The 20,610-nt window shown below is 41.3% G+C and carries 21 protein-coding genes; 16 read left to right on the forward strand and 5 right to left on the reverse strand.

Annotated elements, in window-relative coordinates:
• Positions 1-86: 86 nt before the first annotated feature.
• Together prmC and prfA are read right to left on the reverse strand one after the other, a co-directional pair.
• Positions 87-902: a peptide chain release factor N(5)-glutamine methyltransferase gene (prmC, locus tag GWK51_RS12705; RefSeq protein ID WP_100241752.1), complete on the reverse strand. Its 816-nt coding sequence runs from the start codon at positions 900-902 to the stop codon at positions 87-89.
• Positions 902-1,990 (reverse strand): peptide chain release factor 1, encoded by a 1,089-nt coding sequence (gene prfA, locus GWK51_RS12710; protein WP_142768581.1) that lies wholly within the window; start codon positions 1,988-1,990, stop codon positions 902-904. The genes prmC and prfA overlap by 1 nt, the downstream gene beginning before the upstream one ends.
• 356 nt (positions 1,991-2,346) lie before the next feature.
• Here prfA and GWK51_RS12715 point away from each other — a divergent pair, with 356 nt between their 5' ends.
• From GWK51_RS12715 to GWK51_RS12730, 4 genes are all read left to right on the forward strand, one after another.
• A complete protein-coding gene (locus GWK51_RS12715; RefSeq protein ID WP_142768580.1) occupies positions 2,347-2,778 on the forward strand; it encodes a glycine zipper domain-containing protein in 432 nt (143 codons plus the stop codon).
• A gap of 236 nt (positions 2,779-3,014) precedes the next feature.
• Complete coding sequence (locus tag GWK51_RS12720; protein WP_142768579.1) at positions 3,015-3,512, forward strand: hypothetical protein; 498 nt, start codon at positions 3,015-3,017, stop codon at positions 3,510-3,512.
• Between the two features lie 129 nt (positions 3,513-3,641).
• Positions 3,642-4,643, forward strand: a complete 1,002-nt coding sequence (locus tag GWK51_RS12725; protein ID WP_161933996.1) for an LLM class flavin-dependent oxidoreductase — start codon at positions 3,642-3,644, stop codon at positions 4,641-4,643.
• Positions 4,644-4,825: 182 nt separating this feature from the next.
• Positions 4,826-5,395 carry an NAD(P)/FAD-dependent oxidoreductase gene (locus tag GWK51_RS12730; protein WP_161933997.1) on the forward strand — a complete coding sequence of 190 codons (570 nt, stop codon included), beginning with the start codon at positions 4,826-4,828 and terminating at the stop codon, positions 5,393-5,395.
• 119 nt (positions 5,396-5,514) lie between these two features.
• Here GWK51_RS12730 and ppsR read toward each other — a convergent pair whose 3' ends face one another.
• Positions 5,515-6,351: a posphoenolpyruvate synthetase regulatory kinase/phosphorylase PpsR gene (gene ppsR, locus GWK51_RS12735; RefSeq protein ID WP_100241757.1), complete on the reverse strand. Its 837-nt coding sequence runs from the start codon at positions 6,349-6,351 to the stop codon at positions 5,515-5,517.
• A 155-nt stretch (positions 6,352-6,506) separates the two neighbouring features.
• Here ppsR and ppsA point away from each other — a divergent pair, with 155 nt between their 5' ends.
• The 12 genes from ppsA to alr all read left to right on the forward strand — a co-directional run bounded on the left by ppsA (position 6,507) and on the right by alr (position 19,263).
• Positions 6,507-8,885, forward strand: a complete 2,379-nt coding sequence (gene ppsA, locus GWK51_RS12740; RefSeq protein WP_100241758.1) for a phosphoenolpyruvate synthase — start codon at positions 6,507-6,509, stop codon at positions 8,883-8,885.
• Positions 8,886-8,954: 69 nt separating this feature from the next.
• On the forward strand, positions 8,955-9,710 hold the full coding sequence (locus tag GWK51_RS12745) for an RDD family protein (protein WP_161933998.1): 756 nt from the start codon (positions 8,955-8,957) through the stop codon (positions 9,708-9,710).
• A 301-nt stretch (positions 9,711-10,011) separates the two neighbouring features.
• Positions 10,012-11,082 (forward strand): ubiquinol oxidase subunit II, encoded by a 1,071-nt coding sequence (gene cyoA, locus GWK51_RS12750; protein ID WP_142768574.1) that lies wholly within the window; start codon positions 10,012-10,014, stop codon positions 11,080-11,082.
• Positions 11,083-11,085: 3 nt separating this feature from the next.
• Positions 11,086-13,074, forward strand: a complete 1,989-nt coding sequence (gene cyoB, locus GWK51_RS12755; protein WP_100241761.1) for a cytochrome o ubiquinol oxidase subunit I — start codon at positions 11,086-11,088, stop codon at positions 13,072-13,074.
• Positions 13,075-13,078: 4 nt separating this feature from the next.
• Positions 13,079-13,699 carry a cytochrome o ubiquinol oxidase subunit III gene (cyoC, locus tag GWK51_RS12760; protein ID WP_100241762.1) on the forward strand — a complete coding sequence of 207 codons (621 nt, stop codon included), beginning with the start codon at positions 13,079-13,081 and terminating at the stop codon, positions 13,697-13,699.
• Complete coding sequence (cyoD, locus tag GWK51_RS12765; RefSeq protein ID WP_100241763.1) at positions 13,699-14,028, forward strand: cytochrome o ubiquinol oxidase subunit IV; 330 nt, start codon at positions 13,699-13,701, stop codon at positions 14,026-14,028. Before cyoC ends, cyoD begins: the two co-directional genes overlap by 1 nt.
• Before the next feature lie 10 nt (positions 14,029-14,038).
• On the forward strand, positions 14,039-14,917 hold the full coding sequence (cyoE, locus tag GWK51_RS12770; RefSeq protein WP_161933999.1) for a heme o synthase: 879 nt from the start codon (positions 14,039-14,041) through the stop codon (positions 14,915-14,917).
• A gap of 261 nt (positions 14,918-15,178) precedes the next feature.
• Positions 15,179-15,568 carry a 30S ribosomal protein S6 gene (rpsF, locus tag GWK51_RS12775; protein WP_116759542.1) on the forward strand — a complete coding sequence of 130 codons (390 nt, stop codon included), beginning with the start codon at positions 15,179-15,181 and terminating at the stop codon, positions 15,566-15,568.
• Between the two features lie 11 nt (positions 15,569-15,579).
• The gene (rpsR, locus tag GWK51_RS12780) at positions 15,580-15,807 is read left to right on the forward strand and encodes a 30S ribosomal protein S18 (protein WP_004278792.1); all 228 of its coding nucleotides are present in this window, start codon (positions 15,580-15,582) and stop codon (positions 15,805-15,807) included.
• Between the two features lie 9 nt (positions 15,808-15,816).
• Complete coding sequence (gene rplI, locus GWK51_RS12785) at positions 15,817-16,263, forward strand: 50S ribosomal protein L9 (RefSeq protein WP_016166409.1); 447 nt, start codon at positions 15,817-15,819, stop codon at positions 16,261-16,263.
• 201 nt (positions 16,264-16,464) lie between these two features.
• Positions 16,465-17,910 carry a replicative DNA helicase gene (gene dnaB / locus GWK51_RS12790; RefSeq protein ID WP_142768572.1) on the forward strand — a complete coding sequence of 482 codons (1,446 nt, stop codon included), beginning with the start codon at positions 16,465-16,467 and terminating at the stop codon, positions 17,908-17,910.
• Positions 17,911-18,192: 282 nt separating this feature from the next.
• Positions 18,193-19,263 (forward strand): alanine racemase, encoded by a 1,071-nt coding sequence (alr, locus tag GWK51_RS12795; protein ID WP_161934000.1) that lies wholly within the window; start codon positions 18,193-18,195, stop codon positions 19,261-19,263.
• Positions 19,264-19,346: 83 nt separating this feature from the next.
• Here the strand turns inward: alr and GWK51_RS12800 are convergent, their stop codons facing one another.
• Together GWK51_RS12800 and GWK51_RS12805 are read right to left on the reverse strand one after the other, a co-directional pair.
• Positions 19,347-19,769 (reverse strand): BLUF domain-containing protein, encoded by a 423-nt coding sequence (locus tag GWK51_RS12800; RefSeq protein WP_216071769.1) that lies wholly within the window; start codon positions 19,767-19,769, stop codon positions 19,347-19,349.
• A 97-nt stretch (positions 19,770-19,866) separates the two neighbouring features.
• A complete protein-coding gene (locus GWK51_RS12805; protein ID WP_100241768.1) occupies positions 19,867-20,601 on the reverse strand; it encodes a proteasome-type protease in 735 nt (244 codons plus the stop codon).
• Between the last annotated feature and the right edge of the window lie 9 nt (positions 20,602-20,610).

Consider the following 20,610-nt stretch of genomic DNA (forward strand, 5'->3'; position numbering starts at 1 on the left):
CACTCTTTAACATCGACCTTATCTTGAATAAAAAAGCACAACCTTTTGGATGTGCTTTTTCATTTAATGAGTATCTCGCTAGATAATTATGGTAGTTGCCCTAAAGTCACACGGTCATTACCACCGTAGTCTTTAACAGTTTTTACTTCGATAAAACCTGCGGACTTAAAGATATTCCGTACGGACTCACCTTGATCATAGCCATGTTCAAGTACAATCCAACCTTGCGCGGCTAACCACTTTTTACCCTGCTGAACAATATGTTCGATATCAGCCAAACCTTGTTTGTCTGCGACTAAAGCCCGTTCAGGCTCAGAAGCCAAATGCAACATATGCTCATCAGTCGCATCAATATAAGGTGGATTCGACACAATCACATCAAAATATTGACGATTCAGCGCAGCAAACCAACTACCCAAAAAGAACTTCACCTGTGTCAGATCATGCTTTTCTGCATTATGCAAAGCAACTTCTAAAGTTGGTTCATAGATATCTGTTGCAACAACTGACCAGTTTGGACGCTCACTCGCCAATGATAAGGCGATTGCACCCGTACCTGTGCCTAAATCCACAACACGCGTATCTTCAGGCAAATCAAGGCGCAAAACAGTTTCAACTAGCACTTCGGTATCAGGACGTGGCACTAAAGTATCTTTAGTTACAGTCAGATCTAGTGTCCAGAAAGGTTGCGAGCCCGTGACATAAGCCAAAGGTTCACCTGCTGCAATACGCGCCAAACCATCTACATAAGCCTGTTCTTGCTCTGCTGTAAGTTCTTGTGCAGATTTAAGTGATAAATCAAAAGCATCAATTTTTAGAATATGCTCAAGTAACCAAGCATTTTCTTGACGCTCATAACTTTCCACTTCTCCACGTAAGGCTAAAGCCTGCGCAATATTCATTAGCCACCATTTTGCTGAGCAAGCATTGCCAATTGATCCGCTTGATATTCGCGATGTAAGCTATCCAGCAATTCATTCAAATCACCTTCCATCACTGAATCCAACTTATACAACGTTAAGTTAATGCGATGGTCAGTCATACGACCTTGCGGATAGTTATACGTACGAATACGTTCAGAGCGGTCACCTGAACCAACCAAATCACGACGCATTTCTGAAGTCGCCGCATCAGCCGCTGCACGCTTTGCATTTTCTAAGCGAGAAGCCAATAATGCCATCGCTTTGGCTTTATTCTTATGCTGCGAACGTTCTTCCTGACATTCCACGACTGTGCCTGTTGGAATATGAGTAATACGCACGGCTGAATCTGTTTTATTGACGTGCTGACCACCCGCACCTGATGCACGGTAAGTATCAATACGTAAATCGGATGGGTTAATGTCTACCGTGGTGTCTACATCAATTTCAGGCAAAATCGCGACTGTACATGCTGAGGTATGAACTCGACCTTGAGACTCCGTTGCAGGAACACGTTGTACACGATGTGCGCCACTTTCAAACTTTAAGCGACCATATACGCCTTCACCATTCACTAAGCAGATAACTTCTTTATAGCCGCCATGCTCACCTTCATTTTCAGAAAGCACTTCAATACGCCAACCACGAGATTCAGCATATTTACTATACATACGGAATAAATCGCCTGAGAAAATCGCAGCTTCATCACCCCCTGTCCCTGCACGAATTTCTAGATAGGCGGAGTTGGCATCATTTGGGTCTTTTGGAATCATCAGGATATTTAAATCAGCTTCAAGCTGTTCAATAATCGCTTTATTTTCCTTGATTTCTTCCTGAGCCATTTCTTTAAAGTCTGGATCAGACAACATTGTTTCAGCAGTTTCAATGTCTTTTTCTGCTTGTCTGTACTTAGACCAAACTTCAGTAATTTCCGTTAAATCATTATGTTCGCGCGATAATTGACGAAAACGCTTATTATCTGAAATAACTTCAGCGTCTGCTAATAATGCTGTTAATTCTTCGTGACGGTCAGAAAGTTGATCCAATCGCAAACGTAACGATTCTTTCATTGTTTAATCGATCTCAATAGCCAAAGCAGCCCAAATCAAGCTGCACAATTTCAAAATTGCGCATAGTTTACCGATTCTGCCCTTTAATTGACATATTTATATGTGGTGAAATCGGGTTTCTATTTTTTATGAAGATTGAATTTAAAAGGCACTTAATTCAGCACAATCAATTGATTTAAATTTAATCAATCAGCATAAAACAAGCCATAAAATAGACGATTTTAATCAAACTTATACAAAGCACTCACTTAACAGTACAACATTAAGCCCCGCTCTCCATATTTGCACAGATGCCTTTTGTTACATTTGCCGCATCAAAAATATATTACGTCCGTAGTTTGGACATGGAGAACACCATGAAACTGAATGTTGTTTTATTAAGTACTGCATTGGCAGCTTCTTCACTCATGACAATCAACGCTCATGCAGACAGCACAACGCGTGTTGCCGCAGCAAGTGCACTCGGTAGCGTAGCTGGCACAGCAGTTGGTAAAAGCATGGGTGGCAATACAGGTGCAACCATTGGTGCTGCACTCGGTGGCGCTGGTGGTGCTGCTGTAGCAAGTGACCGTCGTAACCGTACTGAATCTGCAATTGGTGGTGCAATCGGTGGTGGTACAGGCTATACCGTTGGTAAAAGCATGGGCGGCACCAGCGGTGGTTATGTCGGCTCAGCTTTAGGTGCTGCAGGTGGTGCTGCGTTAGGTAATAAGATTTCGAAAGATAAGGCTGAAGAAAAAGCGAAATCATCACGTAAATACAAAAAACGTCACCGCCACTACCGTTAATTTTATTACGCCATAGCCAACAAGCACCTTCGGGTGCTTGTTTTGCGCCAATACTCAAGTTTTTGATTTTTGAAATGACAGACTCAGCAGAAGTGTAATTGTGAATATGTTGTGTAGAGAACTCACAGAGTCATGACAAAACCCTCATTCACACATACAAAGCCCTTCATTTTAAACCATCAGCATTGTTTTAAATTGGACTTAAGCGTAAAGCACTATTAAAAATGGAGTTTGTAATGAAACTTAATCACTTAATCTATGCCTCTTTAATTGCAACCACCATGATTGGTACTGCTCATGCCGACAATGGTACTCGTGTTGCAGCGACGTCTGCATTAGGCAGTGTTGCAGGCACAGCGATTGGCAAGCAGCTCGGTGGTACAACTGGTGCAACCATTGGTGCTGCACTCGGTGGTGCAGGTGGCGCTGCAGTAGCAAGTGATCGTCGCAACCGTACTTCTGCTGCCATCGGTGGTGGACTAGGTGGTGCGGGTGGTTATACCGTCGGTAAAAATGTCGCTGGTACCAATGGTGGCTATGTGGGTGCTGCATTAGGGGCTGCGGGTGGTTCTGCCTTGGGCCGTAAAGTATCGGAAGATCGTCGTGATGATGACCGTTACGACAATCGTGGCTACCGTTCAGACCGTAATTACCGCTATAACAATGATCGCTACTATCGCCATGACAATGGTCGCCATTTGGGTCATTACAAGAAAAAACGTTGGGATGACTAATCCTTAGCGCTATATATAAAGCATCTTCGGATGCTTTTCTTTTGGCGCAAATCTTCATATCGAAAACAAACGATATACAAAGCTACACTTATATCGTACTATTTCGATATGAAATTCTCGAGTCTGGATATGCAAACACTTCAAAACACCAAATTTTCAATTCTAGAACTTGCGCCCGTCCGCGATGATAAGTCGATTGCCTTTTCTTTACATCATGCACTAGAACTGGCACAACATGCTGAAAAACTGGGTTTTGAACGTTTCTGGTTGGCAGAACATCATAATATGGATGGTATTGCCAGCTCAGCAACAGCAGTATTACTGGGCTATATTCTTGCCAATACCCAATCCCTAAAAGTTGGTTCTGGCGGCATTATGTTGCCTAACCATGCGCCGCTTGTGGTAGCTGAGCAATTTGGCACTTTAGCGACCTTGTACCCAAATCGGATTGAACTCGGCTTAGGGCGTGCACCTGGTACAGACCAAGTCACCATGCGGGCGTTACGTCGCGGACGTCAAGAAACTGAAGACCAATTCCCACAAGATGTCGCGGAAATTTTGCAATACTTCAATGACCCTACAGATAATCAGAAAATCGTTGCCACGCCTGGTCAATCTACCCATGTACCAGTTTGGTTATTGGGTTCTAGTCTGTTCAGTGCTCAATTAGCCGCACGTTTGGGACTTCCCTACTCTTTTGCCTCGCACTTTGCACCTCGAATGCTCGGGCAAGCCATTCAACTCTACCGCGATAACTTTCAGCCTTCTGCATATCTGGATCAGCCATATGTGTCGATGGGTGTGCCAACTGTAATTGCAGAGACTGATGATGAAGCGCAATATCTGGCAACGAGCGCGTTTCAACGTGTACTGGCATTAATGCGTGGTCACAGTCTTAAACTCAAACCTCCTGTACAAAGCATGCAGGACTTATGGTCACCTGTTGAAAAAATGTCGGTGAATAATTTCTTTGCCTTGGCACAAATTGGATCTGTACAAACCGTGAAAGAAGGTCTTGAAGATTTACTCAAAACCTATGAAGTAGATGAGTTTATTTTCACTTGTGATATTTACGATACTGAAAAGCGTTTACAGAACTTTAGCTATCTGATGGAGCTTAAAAATAGCTAACAGTAATTTACTCGTCTTTTGTTTAACTCAAGCCCAAGCATAACTCTTGGGCTTTTTTGATTCAGTATGTCTGAGAAAGAAAATGACTCCCGAGTAGCTGAATCAGCTTTACCCCGTGCATGAATTGCTGTTCAATTTCAATCAATAAAAAACCTGACAATAAAAATGATGAAGGAATAATCATGCAACAGCAAAGCAAACTCAATATTTCCAGTCATATCTTCCAACATCGCCCCCAAGATTTTGCAGCTTTTACAGGGCAATTATTTAGCTCTATACAATTCAGCTTTGAGCATATTCAGGACAAACACATTGCAATTATTGGGATGGACCAGAAAATTGTCACTTCTCTGGAAAAACTGAGAAAAATGGCGAAATCTATTCAAGTTTTTCAAATTCAACCTGCGTTTATCCTGCCACAGAGTGAAATTAAATATAGTCGTGCAGTACAACATCCACTATTAATGAAAAATAAACGTCTGCTCAACACTCGTATTAAAAGCATCTTGGCACTAAGATTCTTAGACAATCAAATTCAGGACCACTGGCTCAAACGACAATTAACACCCAATCTTGCGCAGGAAAACAAAGTATTTCTAAAATCAGATGATTACTATCATGCTTTGCAACAAACGAATTGCCAATTAATCACATGGCCAATCAAGAGAATTACTACTGATACTATCGAATGTGTGGATGGATCGATCTTCCCTGTAGACATGATCATCACAACAACAATGCACGCAACTTAATAAAAACTTTCCACTATTATTCATTATTTATAGTCAGAATACTGAGCATTAAAAAACCCAATCGAATTGCAGATTGGGTTTTTTAAGTTTGAACATTTAAGTCATTTATACTTTATGGCTTAGCCAATGCGACGTTTTAAACCTGTCATTTGTAAAACACGAGTTGAAATCTCTTCAATCGACATTTCTGACACATTCAGATATTTAATCCCTTCTGAGATATAAATGCCTTCAATCGCACGCAGTTCCATTTGACACTGACTGAAACTTGCATAACGACTATTGGCTTTACGTTCAGAACGAATCGCGACTAGACGTTCTGCATCAATCATCAAACCGAACAATTTATGCTTATGCGCTTTTAGCACGGAAGGAAGACGATTGTCATCTAAATCTTCTTCAGTCAATGGATAGTTCGCAACACGAATTCCAAATTGTAATGACAAATAAATTGACGTTGGCGTCTTTCCAGAACGCGATACACCAATCAAGATTAAATCTGCTTTGTCATAATGTCGGGTACGCGCACCATCGTCATTGTCCAGTGCAAAATGAACTGCATCAATACGCGCTTTATAAGATTCAGAATCGGTTACCGCATGCGTCTGACCGACAAGGGTTGTTGGCGGTGTGCCCAGCTCTTCTGACAGCTTACTAATCAACCCCTCAAACACATCCAAGTTCACCGCATTGGCTGTATTAATGATGTCACGCACGTAAGGATCGACCAATGTATCAAACACCAATGGCTGTTGACCATCGCGTTCAGCTCGTTGATTAATTTCAGAAACTACATTCATTGCAGCTTCTTCAGAAGAAATATACGGGATAATATGAATGTCAAAATCTACATTTGGAAACTGTGCCAACAAAGAGTGTCCAAGCGTTTCTGCGGTAATTGCAGTTCCATCCGAGATAAAAAACACACTTCGCTTTATTTGTTTACCTTCTGACATTAAAATTCCCCTCAAATATTTGTCTAAGTACTATATAATCATTATAGTAAACTGATCTTACATGACTGTCGCTTAGTAAAATTAAAAAGCTGAGCAGATTTGTCTTAAATTCATGCCAAGATAGTGATTAATACTGCAAAAGTGGAGTAACAACTTTGGAAGCGCGCGTAATTGGTCTAGAAAAATTAGGGAAACACGACGTAGAGCTCGTGGGTGGTAAAAACTCATCTCTTGGCGAGATGATTAGCCACCTAGCAAATGCAGGTGTATCAGTACCTGGGGGCTTTGCTACTACAGCTGCTGCGTATCGTGAATTTCTCGAGCAAAGTGGACTCAACGCTAAAATTAACGCGGAACTTGCAGCATTAAATGTTGATGATGTAATTGCACTTGCTGAAACTGGTGCAAAAATCCGTAAATGGATTGTAGATACCCCGCTCACAGCGGAATTAGAAAAGGAAGTTCGCGACGCTTTCGCTACTCTTTCAAACGGCAACCCTGATATCGCGGTTGCCGTTCGCTCATCTGCGACAGCAGAAGATTTACCAGATGCTTCATTTGCAGGCCAACAAGAAACCTTCTTGAACATTCGTGGTATCGACAACGTTCTGATCGCAATCAAAGAAGTATTTGCTTCACTTTATAATGACCGCGCTATTGCTTACCGTGTTCACCAAAACTTCGCTCACGACATCGTTGCCCTCTCTGCAGGTATCCAACGTATGGTTCGTTCTGAAACTGGTGCTGCTGGTGTAATGTTTACACTTGATACAGAATCTGGCTTCCGTGACGCTGTATTTATTACTGCGTCTTATGGTTTGGGTGAAATGGTCGTACAAGGTGCAGTAAACCCTGACGAATTCTATATTTCTAAGCCATTACTTAAAGCAGGAAAACACGCGATCTTGCGTCGTAACCTTGGCTCTAAACACCAAAAAATGATTTATGGTGAAGAAGGTGCTGCGGGTAAATCTGTTGTCGTGGTTGATGTTGAAAAAACTGAACGCCAACAATTTGCACTGAATGACCATGAGCTTCAAGAACTTGCTAAACAAGCATTGATTATTGAAGAACATTATCAAGCGCCTATGGACATTGAATGGGCGAAAGATGGTGATGACGGTTTAATTTACATCGTGCAAGCCCGTCCAGAAACTGTAAAAAGCCGTGAAAATGTCGGCACCATGGAACGCTACCTGCTTAAACAAAAAGGTACCGTGGTTTGTGAAGGTCGTTCAATTGGTCAACGTATCGGTTCTGGTAAAGTGCGTATTGTCACTTCCATTAAAGAAATGGACAAAGTTCAAGAAGGTGACGTACTTGTTTCTGACATGACTGACCCAGACTGGGAACCAGTCATGAAACGTGCTGCGGCAATTGTGACGAACCGTGGTGGTCGTACATGTCACGCTGCAATTATCGCACGTGAACTTGGTGTTCCAGCAATTGTAGGCTGTGGTAACGCAACTGAAGTTTTAACTGATGGTCAAGAAGTAACAGTTTCTTGTGCTGAAGGTGATACAGGCTTCATCTATGAAGGTGCGTTAGATTTCGAAATTCAACGCAACTCCATTAATTCAATGCCAAAACTTCCGTTCAAAATCATGATGAACGTAGGTAACCCTGACCGCGCATTTGACTTTGCTCAAATTCCAAACGAAGGTATTGGTCTTGCTCGTCTAGAATTCATCATCAACCGTATGATTGGTGTGCATCCTAAAGCACTGTTAAACATTGACAGCTTACCGCGTGAAACACGTGCTGCTGTTCTTGCTCGTACTTCTGGCTACGCTTCTCCTATCGAGTTCTACGTTGAAAAGTTAGTAGAAGGAATTTCAACACTTGCTGCTGCATTTGCTGACAAACCAGTCATTGTGCGTATGTCTGACTTCAAATCAAACGAATATGCAAACTTGATTGGCGGTAAACTTTACGAGCCAGAAGAAGAAAACCCGATGTTAGGTTTCCGTGGTGCAAGCCGCTACGTTTCTGAAAACTTCCGTGACTGCTTTGAATTAGAATGCCGCGCATTGAAAAAAGTTCGTGATGAAATGGGCTTAACCAATGTTCAAATCATGATTCCTTTTGTACGTACAGTACATGAAGCAAAACGCGTAATTGAACTATTAGGACAAAATGGTCTTAAACGTGGTGAGAACGGTCTTAAAGTCATCATGATGTGTGAATTACCAACCAATGCATTATTGGCTGAACAATTCCTTGAGCATTTTGATGGCTTCTCAATCGGTTCAAATGACTTAACTCAGTTGACGCTTGGTCTTGACCGTGACTCAGGTATTGTTTCTCACCTATTTGACGAACGTGATGCAGCAGTAAAAGCATTACTTTCAATGGCTATTCATGCATGCCGTAAAGCTGGCAAATATGTCGGTATTTGTGGTCAAGGTCCTTCTGACCATCCAGACCTCGCAAAATGGTTGATGGAACAAGGAATTGAGTCAGTTTCCCTGAATCCAGACTCAGTTTTAGACACTTGGTTCTTCCTTGCAGAAGAAAAAGCTCAACAAGCTTAAAAAAACATGTTAAAAAAAGACCCATTAGTGGGTCTTTTTTTCTCTTTTCATTTTTGAGATTTTATTTTTATGCAAATTTACTTGGCACGTAATAATCAACAAGCTGGTCCATATACTTTAGAACAGTTGAATCAAATGCTTGCCAGCCAACAAGTACTCCTTACTGATTTGGCTTGGCATGAAGGTATGACCGAATGGAAAGCTTTAGGTGAATTAACCCAAGGGAAACTTGTTTATACACCAACAGGTTATGTACCACTCGTACATGCACCTCTACAAAATCCGACCATTAGCCAAATTAAAGTTGAAAACAAAACTCAGACTCAAGAGCTTGCTTCAATTAATATTCGTGCTTTAGCCAAAATTATTGATCTATTGCTTTGGCTCCCTGCTGCTGCCATTCCTTCTTTCTTCTTGAATGCCGATCAGGTCAATGAACTATCCAGTATTCAACAAAAGATGCAAAGCGCAGATACATCGACTCAAGCCATGCACCTTCAGCAACAGCTTTTCGCACTCATTCCAGTTGAAGCTTGGCAAACCATGTTTGCATACATCATTATTATGCTTGCAATTCAGGCATTCTTTTTAGCCAAGTCAGGTCAGAGTATTGGTAAAAAATTGACCCGCATTAAAATTGTAGATGCAGAAAATGGTGAAAAAGTAAATTTAACTCGAATTTTCCTGCTTCGCAGTATCGTATTTATCATCCTAAACATGTTGTTTATGCCATTTATCACCATTGCTGATTATTTATTCGCTTTAGGAAAAAATAGACAGACATTGCACGATAAACTAGCAAAAACCATAGTGATAAAACAATAACTGACCAGAAAACCAAGGGATGACATGTTCATCCCTTTTTTAATTCATTAGATTGATATTTCAATAAAAAAAATTAACCAAGCGCTAATTCCGACCCCAAAAATCAGGTTTTATAACAGTCATTTAAAGCGACTTTATATATAGCTTAGTTGAGCGATATCAGGCATAATGCCCTACAACGTAGCGGTGCCACATGATTGAGAAGTTTTTTTAAGCAAAAAATCAAAATTCTCAATCATGCGACACTTTAATCGCTATCCCATATTATTTAGGGAATGGGACTCTTCACCGAGGTTGTAAAATGAGACAAACGATTTTAGCTGTATTGTCTTTATCAACGATTGCTGCGCTCTTAACTGGGTGCGGTGGTGATATGGTACTTCTAAACTCTAAAGGTCCAGTTGCTCAAGGTCAAAGTGACTTGATGATGACTGCGATCTATTTAATGCTATTGGTGGTAATTCCATCAATCTTAATGGCATTATGGTTTGGTTGGAAATATCGCTCGTCTAATAAAGATGCAGACTATAAACCTACTTGGGCACACTCAACTGCTATTGAAATTGTAGTTTGGGGTGTTCCAGTTATTATTATTGGTATTTTAGCTTGGTTAACTTGGTGGGGTTCACACAAGTATGACCCATACCGTCCGATCGATTCAGATAAAGCTCCTTTAACTGTTCAGGTTATTGCTGAACAATTCAAATGGGTATTTATCTATCCTGAACAAGAAATTGCGACAGTTAACGAAATTCGCTTCCCAGAGAAAACTCCTGTGAGCTTGCGTTTAACGTCTAACTTCACAATGAACTCGTTCTTCATTCCTGCACTTTCTGGCCAGATTTATACTATGGCTGGTATGCAAACACACCTGCACTTGTTAGCAAATGAAACTAGCCCAGCTGAAGGCTACCGCGGTTTCTCTTCTAACTACTCAGGTTACGGCTTCTCGCAAATGCGTTTCCGTGCGCATTCGGTGACTGAAGCTCAGTTTGCTGAATGGGTAGCAGCGGTGAAAGCAGGCAACGGTACTTCAATTAACCCTGAAGCAATTCAGAAAGGTATTTTAGACCAAGCTGAATTCGCAACCTTGCGTGATGGCAACCGTTCGCATCATCAGATCGAAGTTCTTATCGCTAAAGCGACTACTCCTGAAGAAAAGGCTGCTGCTGAAGCAATGAAGCCTTATCCAACTAAGCCACATCCAGTGACTTACTACTCTTCTGTTGAGAAAGGCTTATTTGAATCAGTGATCAACAAATACATGAGTAACTATCACGGTGCTGATCATTCAGCTACTGCGGGTGCTCACGGGGCTGCTGCTGATGCACATGCCGCAGTTGAACCTGCTTCATCGGCTGTAGGGGAATAAGACATGAGCTTCTTAGGTAAGTTAGGTCCAGACTCGATTCCACATGATCCTATCGTGTTGGTAACGGTTGCATTAATGGTTTTAGGTGGTATTGCTGCAGTTGCAGGTATTACCTACTTCAAAAAATGGAACTACTTGTGGACTGAATGGTTCACATCTGTAGACCATAAAAAAATTGGTATCATGTATATTTTGGTATCTGTAGTCATGTTACTTCGTGGCTTCGCAGATGCGATCATGATGCGTTTACAACTTTTCCTCGCTCGTGGTGGCGGTGAAGGTTATTTACACCCAGAACACTATGACCAGATCTTCACCGCTCACGGTGTAATCATGATCTTCTTCGTAGCGATGGGTCTTGTTGTAGGCTTAATGAACATCTCTGTACCTTTACAGATTGGTGCTCGTGACGTTGCCTTCCCATTATTAAACTCTGTAAGTTTCTGGTTGTTTGCTGGTGCTGCAGGCTTAATGATGGTTTCACTTGCTTTAGGTGAATTCGCTGCTACTGGTTGGATGGCTTACCCTCCTCTTTCTGGCATTGAATACTCTCCTGGTGTTGGTGTTGACTACTATATCTGGGCGCTACAGGTTTCTGGTCTAGGTACGCTTTTAACTGGTGTTAACTTCTTTGTTACCATCATCAAGATGCGTGCACCTGGCATGAAACTTATGGATATGCCAATTTTCACTTGGACTGCACTTTGTACAGCAGTTCTGATTATTGCTGCATTCCCAGTGTTAACTGCAACAATTGCAATGTTATCTCTAGATCGTTACTTCGGTTTCCACTTCTTTACCAATGAGCTTGGCGGTAGCCCAATGCTTTACGTAAACTTGATTTGGACTTGGGGTCACCCAGAAGTATATATCTTGGTATTACCAGCATTTGGTATTTACTCAGAAGTTGTATCAACTTTTGCTCGCAAAACGTTGTTCGGCTACAAATCAATGGTGTATGCAACAGTCGCAATTACAGTATTGTCATTCGTTGTATGGCTTCACCACTTCTTTACCATGGGTGCAGGTGCCAACGTTAACGCGTTCTTCGGTATCATGACTATGGTTATTGCGATCCCGACTGGTGTGAAAATCTTCTCTTGGTTATTCACCATGTACAAAGGTCGCATTACGTACACAACTCCAATGCTATGGACACTTGGCTTCCTTGTGACTTTCGGTATCGGTGGTTTGACTGGTGTATTAATGGCTGTTCCACCTGCGGACTTCCTAGTACACAACTCTTTATTCCTTATCGCTCACTTCCATAACGTAATTATTGGTGGTGTTGTATTCGCAATGTTTGCGGGTATCATTTTCTACTGGCCAAAAATGTTTGGTTGGAAGCTTAATGAAGCTTGGGGTAAAGCAGCATTCTGGTTCTGGTTCTTCGGTTTCTACTTTGCATTCATGCCACTTTATATCCTTGGTTTCATGGGTATGACTCGTCGTTTGAATACATATGACAACCCTGAATGGGATCCGTACATCACAATCGCATTGTTTGGTGCTGTATTAATTGCGATCGGTATTGCATGTTTCTTAATGCAAATCATCGTTGGTTTCTTACAACGCCACGACAACATGGACCTTACAGGCGATCCATGGGATGGTCGTGTACTTGAATGGTCTACGTCTTCACCTGCTCCGTTCTATAACTTTGCTCACCTTCCAAAAATCAGCGGTATCGATACTTTCTGGAATGACAAAGAGAATGGTGTTGCTTATGCACGTCCAGCGTCTTATGAAGATATTCATATGCCGACAAACCGTGCTGCTGGTTTTGTAATCGCAATGTTCATCACAGTTATGGGCTTCGGTTTAATCTGGCACATTTGGTGGTTAGTTGTCGTTACCTTTGTTGCTGCAATCATCAGCTTCATCGTAAGCTCTTTCACTAAGAAAGTTGATTACTATGTTCCTGCTGCTGAAGTTGAGCGCATTGAAAACGAACGCTATGCGATTCTTGAAAAACACTTGAAGAAGGACTAAGACAATGGCTGAAGTACTTCATCACGACAACCACGGACACGATGAGCATCATCACCACGATGATACTGACATCACTGTCTTTGGTTTCTGGTCATACTTGATGAGTGACTTGATCCTATTCGGTACACTCTTCATTGCTTTCGTTGTATTAAGTGGTCACGTTCCACCGGGCACACCAAGTGCAAAAGATCTTTTCGGTGAGTCTTTAGGTTTCGTATTAGTTGAAACCTTTGCTCTCTTAATTTCTTCTGTAACATTTGGTTTTGCTGTACTTGCATCTTACAAAAAGAATGTTAGCCAAGTTTTAATGTGGTTAGCTATTACTTGGGTATTTGGTGCATCGTTCATTGGCATGGAACTGTACGAGTTTAATCATCTTGTACACGCTGGTCATGGTCCAAGCACAAGTGCGTTCTTATCTGCGTTCTTTACTTTGGTTGGTACGCACGGTATTCACGTAACTTCTGGTTTGGTATGGATGATCGTGTTAATGGTTCAAATCAAGAAATATGGTTTGACATTACCGAATACACGTCGTCTTGCTTGCTTGAGCTTGTTCTGGCACTTCCTTGACATCGTATGGATCTGTGTATTCAGCGTAGTTTACTTGAGGGGAGTTCTCTAATGGGTCATGATAATCATGCATCTGATGCAGCTCACGGTACCGTGAAGCAATATACCATCGGTTTTATTGTCTCTGTGTTGTTAACCATTGTTCCATTCTATATGGCAATGAACCCAGAGAACTTTGGCCGTGGTGCAACGCTTGCAGTAATTGGTATTACTGCTGTTGCTCAGGTTCTTGTACAGTTGATTTTCTTCTTGCACATGAACTCTTCTGCAGAGCAACGTTGGAACGTAATTGCATTCATTTATACAATTCTTACAATTGCCGTTCTTTTGATCGGTTCTGTTTGGGTTATGAATTACCTCCACTTCAACATGATGCTCTAAACTGGTTGTCATGTTGAAAAAGTATTTATTCCTGACTAAGCCAGGAATTCTCTTTGGTAACTTCGTTACCACTTTGGGCGGCTTCTTTTTAGCCGCCCAAGGTTCTGTAGATTTCCTTTTACTTCTGATTACCCTTCTGGCTACAACCTTGGTTGTTGCATCAGGATGTGTAGTAAACAATGTCATCGATCAAGACATTGACCAGAAGATGCAACGTACTCAAAACCGTGCACTTGTTAAAAAAACCATTAGTCCAACTGTTGCACTGATCTTTGCAACTGTCTTGGGTCTTTTAGGTTTTGGCATGTTATGGTTTTTTGTCAACGCTTATGCTTTTGGTTTTGCTGTTCTTGGTTTTGTTGTTTATGTTGGGTTTTATAGTCTTTGGAGCAAACGTACCACCATTCACCAAACCGTGATTGGCAGTATTTCAGGAGCAAGCCCTCCTGTGATTGGGTACACGGCTGTTTCTAACGAATTCGATGTAGCTGCATTACTAATTTTCTTAGCATATGCACTATGGCAAATGCCTCATTCTTGGGGAATTGCGATTTATCGTTTCGATGACTATAAAAATGCAGGTATTCCAATTTTACCTGTTGCACGTTCAATTTTACGTACCAAGGTCGAAAGCCTGATTTACGTGATCTTGTTTGCAGCAGTACTCAACGGTTTATATTGTTTTGGTTACACAAACTTATTCTTCCTAATTACTTTTAATGGTTTATGTGCCTATTGGGTATATTTATCAATTATTGGTTTTAAAGCTGAAAATGATCAAGTTTGGGCTAAACGTTATTTCTTATATTCTGTAATTCTGATTACAGCATTAAGTTTTAGCTTCAGTTTTAGCTATGTAAGCCCTGCCCCACATTTACCCCTGTTTTAAAAGATAGAGACCTCCTCTCTATCTTTTAGAGCTGGTCTAAATCTCTTTCCTTCATATAATTACTATTTGTAAGCTTCTATCTCCTCCGCATTTAGATAAATCCCCTATTTTCTTTTTCAAAACATAAATTTAATATTGCTTGAATTTTATTGTTAAACCTTCTAAAATTCACCCCTCGCATCTAATGCGACACAACCTTGGTTGTGACTCCTTGCTTCTAATAATTACGTTAGGGGCTGTATAATCCGTAAGGAGCTGACAATGCGTCACTACGAAATCGTACTTCTGGTACACCCAGATCAAAGCGATCAAGTTGTGGGTATGGTAGAACGTTACCTAACTCACATCAAAGAAGCTGAAGGTCAAATCCACCGTCTTGAAGACTGGGGTCGTCGTCAATTGGCTTACCCAATCAACAAGATCCACAAAGCTCACTACATTCTTATGAATGTTGAGTGTGGTCAAACTACTCTTGATGAGTTAGAAGAATTGTTCCGTTACAACGACGCGATCCTTCGTAACTTAATCATCCGTCGTGAAAACGCAATCACTGAAGAGTCTTTGTTGGCTAAGAGTGCTGAAGAAAAGCGTGCGCGTAAAGCACAACGTGAAGAAGCACAACTTGCTGCTCAAGACTCTGCTGAAGCATAAGGAGAACATCAATGGCACGTTTTTACCGTCGTCGCAAGTTCTGCCGCTTTACAGCTGAGAACGTTACGTACATCGACTACAAAGATATCGACACTTTAAAACAGTACATCACTGAAAACGGCAAGATTGTTCCTAGCCGTATTACAGGTACTAAAGCTCGTTACCAACGTCAATTAGCGCTTGCTATTAAACAAGCTCGCTACTTGTCTTTGATCCCTTACACTGACAATCATAAGTGAGGTTGAGCTGTGGATATTATCTTATTACAACGCATTAAAAACCTTGGTAAATTAGGCGACAAAGTATCAGTTAAAGCTGGTTATGGTCGTAACTTCTTGATCCCTCAAGGTAAAGCTGTAGCTGCAACTGAAGCAAACACTGCTGCTTTTGAAGCTCGTCGTGCTGAACTTGAGAAACAAGAAGCTGAAGTATTAGGTGCTGCTACTGCACGTGCTGATCAATTGAACGAAGTTAACATCGTTATCACTGCTAAAGCTGGTGACGAAGGTAAACTTTTCGGTTCTATCGGTACTCGTGACATCGCTGACGCTTTAACGAATGCTGGTCTTGTTGTTGACCGTGCAGAAGTTCGTTTACCAAACGGTGCACTTCGTCACACTGGCGAATTCAACATCGCAATCCAATTGCATCATGATGTTGTTGCTGAAGTTCTCGTTACTATCGTATCTGAGTAATTTCTTGCAAGAAAAAGGGCATGCTCACGCATGCTCTTTTTTTATCTCTAAATTTTCTATCTCGTAAAATTCAAGCTCAAAATGGGCTTAAATTTTGATACTATTCTATATCAGAGTGCGTATTATGGATGAAATCATCATGATGCTATGCACTGCTCTCTGCATTATTCATTCATGCTTTTATCTTTAGGTTTTTGATATATGTCTCAGGCGAATGCCACTGCTACAGCAAACTCAACCAAAGCAGACAACAAAATCAATGAGTCGAATCAACTCAAAGAGTTTCGTACACCACCACATAATTTAGCCCTTGAACAGGCCGTACTTGCTGCGCTGATGACTGTTGCTGAGTCATTCGAACAAGTAAGTGATGTTCTAAATGAACAAGATTTTTATGCGACACGTCATAAGTATATTTACCGTGCCATCGAAAAGCTCGCCCAAGATAACTCCCCTTATGATGCCGTCTTGGTTAACGACTGGCTGATCAAGCAAAATCTACTAGAAGCCATTGGTGGTGAAGAATATTTAATGCAGCTGATGGCGGATTCACCATCAAGTTTCTATAACCTAGAAACCTATGCCAATAAAATTAAAGAATTCTCGACTTTACGTAATATGATCAAGGTCAGTTCTGAAATTTTACAGAATGCTTATGACACCAAAGGTCGTAGCGTGAGTGAGATTCTAGACTTGGCTGAAACCAACATTTTCTCGATTGCCGAACAGCACAATAACAATAAGAAAAATGCAGGTCCTAAAGCCATTAATACTGTTGTTGCGGATGTTTTCGATAAATTAAACGAACTTTCGCAGTTAGATGGCAACATTACAGGTTTAACCACAGGCTTTCTTGAGTTAGACAATAAAACTTCAGGTATGCAAGCTGGAGATATGATTATTGTCGCGGCACGTCCATCCATGGGTAAAACCACGTTTGCCATGAACTTGGTGGAAAGTGTGTTGTTTAACTGTGACTTGCCTGCACTTGTATTCTCCATGGAGATGCCAGCAGATTCGATCGCCATGCGTTTAATTTCTGCCTACGGTAAAGTGCATCAAGGACATTTACGTTCGGGGAAACTGGATGGTGATGAATGGTCTAAAGTCACAGGTACCATTCTACAACTTCAAGAAAAGCACCTGTATATTGATGATTCTTCAGCCCTACCGCCAACAGAAGTTCGTGCACGTGCGCGCCGAATTGCCAAACAGCATGGTGGTAAGCTGGGCTGTATCATGGTCGACTATTTACAGTTGATGAAAGTACCTGGTATGGGCGATAACCGTGTCGGTGAGATTGGTGAAATTTCACGAAGCTTAAAAGCGTTGGCAAAAGAAATGCAGTGCCCTGTGATTGCCTTATCTCAGCTTAACCGCTCGCTCGAAAACCGACCAAACAAGCGTCCTGTAATGTCTGACTTACGTGAATCGGGTGCGATCGAGCAGGATGCCGACTTAATTATGTTTATTTACCGAGATGAGGTATATAACAAAGAATCCAAAGAAGCGGGTACTGCTGAAATTATCATTGGTAAACAGCGTAACGGTCCTATTGGTACTGTTCGACTGGCTTTTGAAGGTCAATATACGCGTTTTAGTAACTTATCCCCTGAGTTTTATGCTCAGTACGATGATGAAGAATAAGAAAATGGGCTTTATGCCCATTTTTTTCATTTAAAGATCTTAAATTTCCAATAAGAACGAAAATATACGCGCTTTAATCGAACAATCCCTGCAAGCCTCACATTTATATGGAATAAAGCCATGAAATTAGATGGGTATTTGTATTTTATAGGTCTACAATAACGGGCGTATTTTGTGGTTTTGCTTCATAAACAGCACAAAATCATCATCTTCTCATTCTATGACTTGAAATAAAGCAATCGTTTTAATCTAGCCATTCCCTGTTCCCAAGGAGTAATTCGGGTGCGCCAAGCTACAGTTTGTATTGATCATTCAGCACTTCAATATAATTTAAACCGTGTGAAACAACTTGCCCCAACAGCAAAAATCGTCAGTATGGTCAAAGCCAATGCCTACGGACACGGTGTCAAAGACTGTCTCGCAGCCTTAAAAGAAACAGATGCCTTTGGTGTCGCTTGTTTACAAGAAGCCCTTGAAATTCGTGCTTTAGGCTACCAACAACCAATCACCTTGATTGAAGGTATTTTTACGGCAGATGAAATGCAGGCTGTGATTGAGCACAAATTAGAATGTATTGTGCATCATCAACAACAAGTCGATTGGTTACTCGAACACAAAGAACAGTACAACGCACTTGGGCTGAAAGTCTGGGTTAAACTCAACAGTGGTATGAACCGCTTAGGTTTTAAAGTCACTGAAATTATTGATGTTCTTCATTTACTCAAAGCTGAAGGTTTTAGCTGTGTATTGGCTATGCATTTCGCCAATGCTGATGCTGATCACCCTTTAAACGAACAACAGATCCAACAATTTTTGCAGGTCAAAGAAAGTTGCTCCCCTATTCTCGCATCTTGCTGTAATTCTGCTGCCATCTATCGTTGGCCTGAACTGCATTTCGATTATGTACGTCCAGGCATTATGTTGTATGGCGCTACGCCTTTTTCAGATCGTGATGTTCACGCTTTAGATTTACAACCCGTGATGACCTTTAGTGCGGAAGTAATTGCACTCAACCACATTCAAGCGGGTGAACAAGTCGGCTATGGTTCAACCTTTACAGCACAACAGAATATGGATTTAGCCATTGTTTCAATTGGCTATGGGGATGGTTATCCACGTGCTTACATCAAACAAAACTATGTTGTGATTCATGGCAAGACCGTGCCTGTGGTTGGTCGCGTGGCAATGGACATGATTGCCATTGATGTGACAGGACTCAACATTAGCATTGGTACACCAGTTGAACTATGGGGCAAACAACGCTTAGTAGATGATGTTGCAGATGCCAATGGCACTATTGGCTATGAACTTCTATGCCGCTTAAGCCAACGACCACTGCGCACGCTTAAATAGAAGCTTATGACACATTAGATCTAGATACTGCTATCTTATGAGAACAAGCAGTATCTATGTTCTAGTTATAAGATATTCAGCCTTTATAAAGGTTGTTCTGGAAGATGATAAAGTAATTCGAGAAAATTCTGGAGTGACTGCTGCTGCAGCAAGAGAGGATTAAACTGCTGTAATCCGAGTTGTTCGAAATACTGATAAATTTCAGAATGCCGACCAATATATTTCATACTCCAATCTTGAAAATGTGCATCTGAATCCGTTTCTCGCGTCGACAATATATTGACTGCATGATGACGCTGGTCAAATCTGATTTTATCCAACAAGCCCAATACAGTATCCTGCTCACCTTCTAAACACTGAAAAAAGACACCATCTGCATAGCACAGCACCCCTTTAATCTGATGGCGCACATTAAAATCTCGCGCTTCTGACAAAATATCGCGTAAATCTTGCAATAAGTGTTCTGCATTGGATTTTGCCTGACTCGCATAGCAGAGTTGATACATAATCTTTCATCCTGAGCTTGTTGTTATTGGTATGTTGTACTGATAAAAGAATAGCGCGATTAATCGCGCTATTCATAGAAGATTCTAAGTAAAAATCTTATTTAAAATAGTCTTCGGAAGGATTAGGCAGTTCTTGTAAGCCATTACGTAAGGTATCTGACCATTGCTTACTGATCCGCTGGAAATAAGGGTCTTCGTCTGTAATACGTTTACCATCAGGGATGTGCAAGCTGTTCTTGGTATAGATTAACGCATCTAAAGGCATTCCCACTGAAACATTTGAACGTAAAGTCGAATCAAATGAAATTAAGCTACAACGCAATGCCTCGCTTAATGGCATGTCATAGGTCAATGCGCGGTCAAGAATCGGCTTGCCATACTTGCTTTCACCAATCTGGAAATAAGGCGTATCACTGGTTGCACAGATAAAATTACCCTGCGGGTAAATATTATACAGTTGCATTTCATTCTCACCAATTTGCCCACCGACCAATAAGCTACAATAGTAATTACTTTGCTCATGGGTATTTTCAGTGACATCCGAGATCACTTTCTGCAAAGTATGCCCAACCAATTCTGCAACTTCAAACATGGAATCGACACTGAGTAAATTCGGTTCACGCTTTAAATCAATCTGATTCTGCAAATAGCCAATGACAGCTTGTGTTGTGGCTAAATTCCCCGATGTTTGAATGGTAATGAAACGTTCGCCCTCGATCCCGAAAGTATACAATTTTCGAAATACAGAAATATGATCCACGCCTGCATTGGTTCGCGTGTCACTAATAAAGACAAGTCCATCCTTTAATCGTAGCGCACAACAATAAGTCATCTCTTCCCC

This window comes from Acinetobacter kanungonis (assembly GCF_009939195.1).
GTDB lineage: Bacteria > Pseudomonadota > Gammaproteobacteria > Pseudomonadales > Moraxellaceae > Acinetobacter > Acinetobacter kanungonis.